This is a genomic window from Streptosporangium sp. NPDC049078, assembly GCF_040648855.1.
Classification (GTDB): domain Bacteria; phylum Actinomycetota; class Actinomycetes; order Streptosporangiales; family Streptosporangiaceae; genus Streptosporangium.
This window is the reverse complement of sequence record NZ_JBEZEL010000010.1, coordinates 343,665-353,069: the sequence shown is the minus strand read 5'-3', so window position 1 is coordinate 353,069 and position 9,405 is coordinate 343,665. Positions and strand designations below refer to the sequence as shown.

General features: G+C 74.5%; 1 protein-coding gene. It reads left to right on the top strand.

Annotated features, from left to right (window positions below; genetic code table 11):
- Positions 1–15: 15 nt before the first annotated feature.
- A complete protein-coding gene (locus AB0B90_RS19550; RefSeq protein ID WP_362923845.1) occupies positions 16–9,369 on the top strand; it encodes a type I polyketide synthase in 9,354 nt (3,117 codons plus the stop codon).
- Positions 9,370–9,405: the final 36 nt, after the last annotated feature.

Sequence of the window (9,405 nt, the reverse complement as noted above, 5' to 3'; positions counted from 1 at the left end):
CGTGAGTGGGGTGGGGTGCGGCGGGCGGGGGTGTCGTCGTTCGGGATCAGTGGGACCAACGCGCATGTCATCCTCGAACAGGCACCCGACGACCCGGAACCCGAGGACCTCCCTGACGATGAAGGCCCGGTGCCGCTCGTCCTGTCGGCGAAGACCGGGACGGCGCTGCGGGCGCAGGCCGGGGCACTGCACGATGTCCTCACCTCGGGCACGGCGCCCGGCCTGCGCGACATCGGCCTCACCCTCGCCAGGCGCCCCAGGTTCGAGCACCGGGCCGTCGTCGACGCCGACGAGGAGAACGCGGTGGCCGCGCTGGCGGCGCTCCGCGACGGCGAACGCCATCCCCGAGTCGAGGCAGGACGCGCACTTCCCGACCAGCGCCTCGCGTTCCTCTTCTCCGGGCAGGGCACCCAGCGGACCGGGATGGGCGCGGAACTGCTGGAGACATCCGCACCCTACGCGAAGGCGTTCGACGAGATCTCCGCGTCGATGGAGCCGCACCTGCGTGTCGGCCTGCGGGAACTGGTCACCGGCGACGCGGACCGGCTGCGGCGGACCCGGTACGCACAGCCCGTGCTGTTCGCCCTGGAAGTCGCCCTGTACCGGTTGGCCGAGTCCCATGGGCTGCGGCCGGACTTCCTGATCGGCCACTCCGTCGGCGAGCTCGCCGCGGCCCACGTCGCGGGCGTCCTGGACCTGGACGACGCCTGCGCGCTGGTCACCGCGCGGGGCAGGCTCATGCAGTCCGGCAGGGAGGGCGGCGCGATGGCCGCCTTCTCCGCCACCGAGGCCGAGGCGGCGGAGCTGGCCGCCACCTCCGGCGGCAGGGTGGAGATCGCCGCGGTCAACGGCCCCGCGGCGGTGGTGCTGTCCGGTGACGCGGACGAGATCGACCGCCTGGTCGGGCGATGGAAGAAGACCGGGCACAAGGCCGCGCGGCTGAAGGTCGATCACGCCTTCCACTCCGCGCACATGGACGGAGTCCTCGACGAGTTCCGCCGGGTGGTGTCCGGACTCTCCTTCCACACCCCCCACCTCCCCGTCATCTCGACGGTGACCGGAACGCTCGCCGGCGAGGGGGAGATGTCGGCGCCGGACTACTGGGTCGCCCAGCTTCGCGGAGCGGTACGGTTCGCCGACGCGGTGCGCGCCGCACACCGGTCAGGGGTGACCCGGTTCGCCGAGCTGGGGCCGGACGGATCGCTCGCCGCGATGGCGCGGGAGAGCACCGACGGGGTGCTCGCCGTACCCCTGCTACGGCCAGGCCGACCGGAGGCGGCCACCTTCGGGGCCGCGCTGGGCGCGTTGCACGCGGCGGGGGTTCCGGTCGACTTCGGTCCGTTGCTGGCCGGTGGCCGGCTGGTGGACCTGCCCACCTACCCGTTCGAGACACGGCACTACTGGCTCCTGCCGGCCGAGGACGACGGGCGGCCCGCCACCTATGGGCTGGACGCCTCCTCACACCCGCTGCTCACGGCCTCGACCGAGCTGCCGGACGGTGCACGGCTCTTCACCGGCGCGCTGTCCGCGCGCAGACAACCGTGGCTGGCCGAGCACCGCGTCGACGGACGGCTGCTCGTCCCGGCCGCGGCACTGGCCGAGCTGGCTCTGGCGATCGGTGCGAGCATCGGCCGCCCCGCGCTGGGCGATTTCGTGATGCGCACGCCGCTGGAGTTGGACGGCGCCGCGGAGACCCGGCTCCAGGTGAGCGTGTCCCCGGCAGGGGAGCTCACCGTGCGCGGCCGCGCGGCGGGCACGGAATGGACCTCCCACGTCACCGCGATGCTCACCGACGCGGAGATCACCACCGGCCGCGCGGCAACGCCCTTCGAGTCCGGCACCCGCCTCGACGAGGGCGGCCTTGAGGCGACCTACCGGCTGCTGGCCGGGCACGGCTACGAGTACGGGCCGGCGTTCCAGGGGTTGGGTGCGGCCTGGCTGAACGGGGCGGATCTCCACGCCGAGGCGGAGCTTCCCGCGCCGCTCCGGAGCGAGGCCACCCGGTACGGTCTGCACCCGGCTCTTCTCGACGCCGTCCTGCACACGATCTCGCTGCACGGGATCGACGGGCCGCGGCGCGTCCCCTACGCCCTGGACGGGGTACGGCTGCACGCCGCGCACGCGACCAGGGTGCGGGCCCATCTGACCCCGGTGGGCCCGGACACCTACCGGATCGACCTGACCGGCGACGACGGGCAGCCCGTGCTGACCGTGGAACGGCTGCGGCTGCGCCCGCTGCCGTCCGCGGCGGGGCTGTATCGCCTCCGCTGGGAGGCCGTGGCGCCGCCGGTGCCCACGACTGGTGACCTCACGGTGAACAGATCTCTCCCCGAGCGGCTCACCGGCACCGTGCTGCTCGCCCTCACCGACGACGGCGACGATCCGTACGCCGAGGTGGAGAGGGCGCGCCAGGCCGTCCGGCGTTGGCTGGCCGAGGCGGAGGACGGACTTCTGGTCTTCCTCACCCGAGGTCTCGCCGTCGACGACGGCGAGACCTCGCGCCCCTCGGCCGCCGCGTTGTGGGGCCTGGTAAGGGCGGCACGGGCCGAGCATCCCGGCAGGTTCGCGCTGCTGGACATCGGTGACGACGAGGCAGCCGATCCCGCGCTGCTCGTGGCGATCGGTACCGAACTGCCCGAGGCAGCGCTCCGTGACGGCGTACCGCGGGTCCCCAGACTGTCGCCCGAGCCCGAGCCCGAGCCCGAGCCCGAGCCCGAGCCCGAGACCGGAGCGGGAGCCGAGCCCGATGCCGGAGCCGGGCTCTACTCCGGACTCAGGACCATGACCGAGTTCGGATCCGAGCCCGAGCCTGGAACCGAGTCCGGGGCCGTGGCGGACGGAGCGGCCTGGCCGCGCAGCGCCGCGGGTGGCACCGTGCTCATCACCGGCGGCCTCGGCGCGCTCGGCCGCCGGATCGCGCGCCATCTCGTCACCCGGCACGGCGTGAGAAACCTCCTGCTGGTCAGCCGTCGCGGCGAGGGACACCCCGACGCCGCCCACGTCGAGGCCGAACTGGCCGCACTCGGCGCCCGCGTCGCCATCCGGGCCTGCGACCCGTCCGACCGGGACGCCCTCGCCGATCTGCTGACCGCGCCGGACACCCCGCTGACCGGTGTGGTGCACGCCGCGGGCGTCGTCGAGGACGCGGCCGTCGAACGGCTTCCCGCCGACGCGCTCCGCCGGATGATCGAGGCCAAGGCCGTGGCAGCCGGCAACCTGGACGAGGCCACGCGCGGCACAGAACTCGACGCGTTCGTGCTGTTCGGATCGGTCGCCGGCGTCGTCGGCACCGCGGGGCAGGGCGGATACTGCGCGGCCAACGCGGCGCTGGAGGCGATCACCCACCGCAGGCGGCTGGCCGGCGGGCACGGAGTGACCGTCCACTGGGGGCTGTGGGACATCGGCACCGGCATGGGCGCCGGGCTCACCGAACGCGACGTCGCCCGCCTCGGCAGGGCGGGCATCAAGCCGATGGGCGAGGCCGAGGGGATCGCGCTGTTCGACCGTGCCCTGCGGCTGGACGCCGCCGCGGTGGTCGCGGCGCACCTCGACCCTCGGGCGGTGGAACGGCACCGCGGCCCCGTCGCCGTCCGGCGGGCACCGGACACAGCGAACACAGCGAACACGACGGACGCGTCGGCCACGCCGGCGCGGGACACCTCCCACCTGGTGCTCGACGCGGTCGCGGCGGTGCTCGGACACGCCGGCGGCGCGGAGGTCGACCCGGAACGCTCCTTCAGCGACCTCGGTTTCGACTCCCTGACGGCGGTGGAGCTGCGCGACCGGCTCAGTGGCGAGCTCGGTGTCCGCCTGCCGGGAACGATCGTCTTCGACCATCCGAACCCGGTCGCCCTGATCCGTTTCCTCGACGAGGTGACGGGCGCCGGAACGAGGGACGAGCCGAAGGACCCGGCCGTGCCGCGCGGTGCCGCCGACGACGCGATCGCGATCGTCGGCATGGCGTGCCGGTTCCCCGGCGGGGTGCGTACCCCGGCAGAGCTGTGGGAGTTGCTCGTCTCGGGGGGTGACGCCATCTCGGAGTTCCCCGCCGACCGTGGCTGGGACCCGGATCTGTTCGACCCCGATCCCGAGCGCTCGGGGACCTCCTCCACCCGGCACGGCGGTTTCCTGCGCGACGCCGCCGAGTTCGATCCCGGGTTCTTCGGGATCAGCCCGCGCGAGGCACTCGCCGTCGACCCACAGCAGCGACTGCTGCTGCAGACAGCGTGGGAGGCGGTGGAGGACGCGGGGATCGACCCGGCCGCCCTGCGCGGCACGCAGAGCGGCGTCTTCGTCGGCGTCATGTACTCCGACTACGGCGCGCGGGTGCACCAGCGCCGCGGTACCGCCGGGGATCTGGAGGGATACCTGGTGAGCGGCAGCGCGGGCAGCGTCGCCTCCGGCCGCATCTCCTTCACCCTCGGCCTGGAGGGGCCGGCGGTGACCGTGGACACCGCCTGCTCCTCGTCGCTGGTCGCGGTCCACCAGGCGGCTCAGGCGCTCAGGTTGGGCGAGTGCGCTCTCGCCCTGGCCGGCGGCGTGACCGTCATGGCGAGCCCGGCCACGTTCATCGAGTTCAGCCGACAGCGCGGCCTGGCACCCGACGGCCGCTGCAAGCCGTTCTCGGCCGACGCGGACGGTACCGCGTGGGGTGAGGGCGTCGGGCTGCTCGTCCTGGAGCGGCTCTCGGACGCCCGCCGCAACGGGCACCGGGTGCTGGCCGTCGTCCGCGGTTCCGCGGTCAACCAGGACGGCGCCAGCAACGGCCTCACGGCGCCGAACGGACCCTCCCAGGAGCGGGTCATCCGCGGTGCCCTGCGCAGCGCGGGACTGCGGCCCGCGGACGTGGACGTGCTGGAGGCGCACGGCACGGGAACCAGGCTCGGCGACCCGATCGAGGCCGGCGCGGTGCTCAACACCTACGGTCGCGACCGCGAGGACCGGAGCCCGCTGCTCATGGGCTCGGTGAAGTCGAACATCGGGCACACGCAGGCCGCCGCGGGGGTCGCCGGGATCATCAAGATGGTGCTCGCCATGCGGCACGGGCAGGTCCCGGCCACCCTGCACCGGGGAAGGCTCACCGAGCACGTCGACTGGTCGGACGGCACCGTGTCCGTGCCCGCCGAGCCGGTCGCCTGGCCGGACACGCCGGGGCCGCGCAGGGCGGCGGTCTCGTCGTTCGGGATCAGCGGCACCAACGCCCACGTCGTCCTCGAGTCGGGTGAGGAGACACCCGTGGCGGCGGGCGACGGCGCCGCCGACGGCGCCACCGACGGCGCCGTCGACGGGGCGGTGGTGCCGTGGGTGCTCAGCGCACGTGACGCGGCCGGGCTGCGGGAGCAGGCGGTCCGTCTCAGGCGGCACGTGCTCGCCACCCCCGGTCTGCGGGCCGTCGACGTCGCCCTGTCCCTGGCGACGACGCGGACCGCGTTCGAACGGCGGGCCGTGGTGCTCGGCCGCGACCGGAGCGAGCTGCTCGCCGGCCTCGGCCACCTCGTCGACGGCACCGCGACGCCGCCCGGGGCCTTCCCCGCGGTGCTCACGGGCACACCGGCGCGCGGCGGGACCGCCGTGCTGTTCACCGGCCAGGGCAGCCAGCGCGTCGGCATGGGAGCCGCGCTGTACGGCTCGTTCCCGGCGTACGCGCGGGCCTTCGACGAGGTCTGCGCCGAGTTCCGCGGGGTGGACGGCACGGACGTGGCCGGAGTGGTGTCCGGGGACATCGCCGCGGGGCCGATCGACCAGACCCGGTACACCCAGGCCGCGCTGTTCGCGGTGGAGGTCGCGCTGTTCCGGCTGCTGGAGTCGTGGGGGTTGCCCGCCGACCTCCTCGCCGGGCACTCCATCGGCGAGATCACCGCAGCCCACGTCGGTGGCACGCTGAGCCTGCCCGACGCGGTGGCACTCGTCGCGACCCGCGGGCGCCTGATGCAGGAACTCCCCGCAGGAGGCGCGATGACCGCGGTCCAGGCCGACCTGCCGACCGTGGAACGGCTCGTCGCCGAGACAGGGGCGCGCGTTGACGTCGCGGCGGTGAACGCGCCCGGCTCCGTGGTGCTCTCGGGCGACACCGGAGCCGTCGAGGAACTGGCCGGCGTCCTGGCGGTGAACGGGCACCGCACCAGGTCGCTCACCGTCAGCCACGCGTTCCACTCCGCGCACATGGAGCCGATGCTCACGGCCTTCCGCGAGGAGATCGGCGGCCTGCGCGCCGTACCGGGGACCCGCACCGTGGTGTCCACGCTGACCGCGCGAGAGAGCGGGGCGGACACACTCGGGTCGGCCGCGCACTGGGCCGCCCAGGTACGCGGGACCGTGCGGTTCGCCGACGCGGTCGGCCGGATGCGGGAGCTGGGCGCGGCGCGCTTCCTGGAGGTCGGGCCGGACGCCGCGCTGACCGCGATGGTCCGGCAGCACGACCTGGGAGAGGACGTCGTGGCGATCTCCGTGCTCGACCGAAGGCACGACGACGGGTTCGCGCTCTGGTCGTTCGTGGCGCGTGCCTTCATCGCGGGTGTCGCCTGGGACTGGCGGGCGCTGCTCGGCGGAAACGGCGAGAACGACAGAAACAGCGAGAACAGCGGAAACGGCAGGAACACCGGAAACGGCGGAAATGCCGTCATCGTTCCGCTGCCCACCTACCCCTTCAAGCGGGAGCGCCTGTGGCTCCTGCCGCCGGCCGAAGACGGGACCGCCGCCGGAATCGGCGCCGAGGATCCGGGCCACCCGCTGCTCACCGCCTCGATCGCCGTGCCGGACGGAGCACAGACCCTCTACACGGGAGTGCTCTCCCAGCGGCGGCAGCCGTGGCTGGCGGACCACGCGCTGGCGGGTACGCCGGTCCTCCCGGCCACCGCCCTCGTGGATCTGCTGGGATGGCTGGCGGATCGGCACGGCATGACGACGGTGCGGGAGCTCACGCTGCACGCCCCCGTCACGGTCGGTACGGAGGAGGAGGTGCACCTGCGGGTCACGGTGGCGGACGCCACGGTGCGGGTGCACGCGCGCTCCGGCGGGGAACAGGCCGACGGCGAGTGGACCCTGCACGCCGAGGCCGTGCTTGACGGTGACGGCCCCGTACCCGGCTGGTCGGGTCACCGCCCGCCCGAGGCACGCGCGGTGGACGTCACGGGGATCTACGAGGTCTTCGCCGAGCGCGGGTACGACTACGGCCCGGCGTTCCAGGGCCTGCGCGCACTGTGGACGACCGGGGACGAGCTCTACGCCGAGGTGGACACCGGCGGCGACCTCGTCCCGGGGCTGCTCGACGCCGCCCTGCACGCGTGGATCGCCGACGCGGGCGAGGTGGAGGGAGGCGTCCAGGTGCCGCACACCTGGCGGGAGGTGCGCGTGCACGGCCTGCCGCGCGGGCCGCTGCGGGTCAGGATCCGGCACACCGGTGAAGGGACGTTCGCCCTCGACGTGATCAACGCGGCCGGCGCGGACGACAGGGGCGGCGCCGCGGCACGTCCGGTGCTGTCGGCCGGTGAGGTCCGGGTGCGCAGGGTCGAGGAGAGTGCCCTGTCACGCGGCGGGGTCTCGGCCCGGCCGTACGAGCTCGCCTGGATCCCCGCTCAGCCGGCCGCCACGGCACCGGCGGGCGAGGAGGGCGGCGGGCACGGCGAGGACACGATCGTGCTGACCTCCGGCGGGCACGGCCTGGACCTGCCGTTCGCCACGGTCTCCTACGAGGCGGAGCAGGACGACCCGGCCGCCGCCGTCCGCGCCTGCCTTCTGGCGGTCCGCGAGAGCATCCTCACGCTGCCCGAGCGGACACACCTGGTGGTGGTGACGCGCGGGGCGGTCGCGGTGGACGGTGACGACCGGCTGCCGGGGCTGGCGGAGGCCTCGCTGTGGGGCCTGGTCCGCGCCGCACGCAGGGAGTACCCCGGACGGATCAGCATCGTCGACGTCGACGGGCACGGGGAGTCGTCCGCGCTGCTGCCGCACGCGGTGGCGGCCAGGCCCGGTGAGCTCGCCATCCGCCGGGGAGAGGCGTTCCGGCCGCGCCTGCGCGCGGTGACGGGCTCGCCCGGCACCCCACCTGAGCTCGGGACGGGCACCGTGCTGGTGAGCGGCGCCGGCGGCGCGCTCGGCGCCGCGGTCGTCCGCCACCTCGTCGCCGAGTACGGCGCCCGGCATCTCCTGCTGGTCAGCAGGCGCGGCGACGCCGATCCGGCGCTGCGCGCCCTCGCCGGGGAACTCGGCGACCGGGCGCGGATCCGGACGGCCGCGTGCGACCTCGCGGACACGGCGGCCACCGAGGCACTGCTCGCCGGTGTCGACCAGGACAGACCGCTCGGTGCCGTGTTCCACATAGCCGGCACGCTCGACGACGCGGTGCTGGAGAACACGACCGGCGAGCGGCTGGAACGGGTCCTGCGCCCCAAGGTGGACGCGGCCTGGAACCTGCACCGCCTCACCGGGGATCTGCCGCTGACGGCGTTCGTGCTGTTCTCCTCGGTCGCGGGCGTGCTGGGCAACGCCGGGCAGACGGGCTACGCGGCGGCGAACGCCTTCCTGGACGCGCTCGCCCACCACAGGCGGGCGGCGGGCCTGCCGGGCGCGTCTCTCGCCTGGGGTTTGTGGGAGACCGGATCGGACACCGGGATGGCGGCCGGGCTCGACGGAGCGGCGCGGGCCAGGCTCGACAGGCTGGGCATCCGCGCGCTGCCCGTCGACGCGGGGCTGGATCTGCTCGACAGGTCGCTGGCGAGCGGCCTGGCCGTGGTGGTACCCGCCTGGTTCGATCGGGCGGCGCTCGTCCGCGGACAGGACGACCTTCCCGACGTGCTCGGTGACCTGGTTCCCGCCCGGCCCGCCGTGGCGGCCGTGCCGCTCGCCCGGCGCCTGCACGGCATGGACGAGACCGTGTCGCGCGCCGTGTCGCGCGCCGTGGTGCGCGACACGGTCGCCGGCCGGGTCGCGGAGGTGCTCGGGCTCGCGGGACCGGCGCAGGTTCCCGACGACCGGGGACTGTTCGACCTGGGTCTCGACTCGCTGACGGCGATCGAGCTGCGCGACCGGCTGGGCGCCGAGGTCGGTGAGCGGCTTCCCGCGACCGTGCTGTTCGACCACCCGACCGTACGGGCGCTGACCGAGCACCTGCTGGAGCACCTGCTGGAGCGCAGCGCCCTCGCCCGGCCCGCGTTCGACACCACGGCGCTGGACACCTGGGTCTCCTCGGCCTCGGACCTGGACCCCGGCCACCGGCGTCGCGTCGACCTGGTCCGGGCGCTGCGGGCCGCGCTGAACGCGCTGGAGGTCGGCGAGACCGCCGTGAACGGCGCGGGAGAGCCGCTCTTTGGCGTGGATTCAGCGTCCGATGATGAGCTGTTCGGGCTGCTGGACCGAGAACTGAGCGACTGATCCGACGTCTCGGGCACTTTCGAGGACGACCACGGG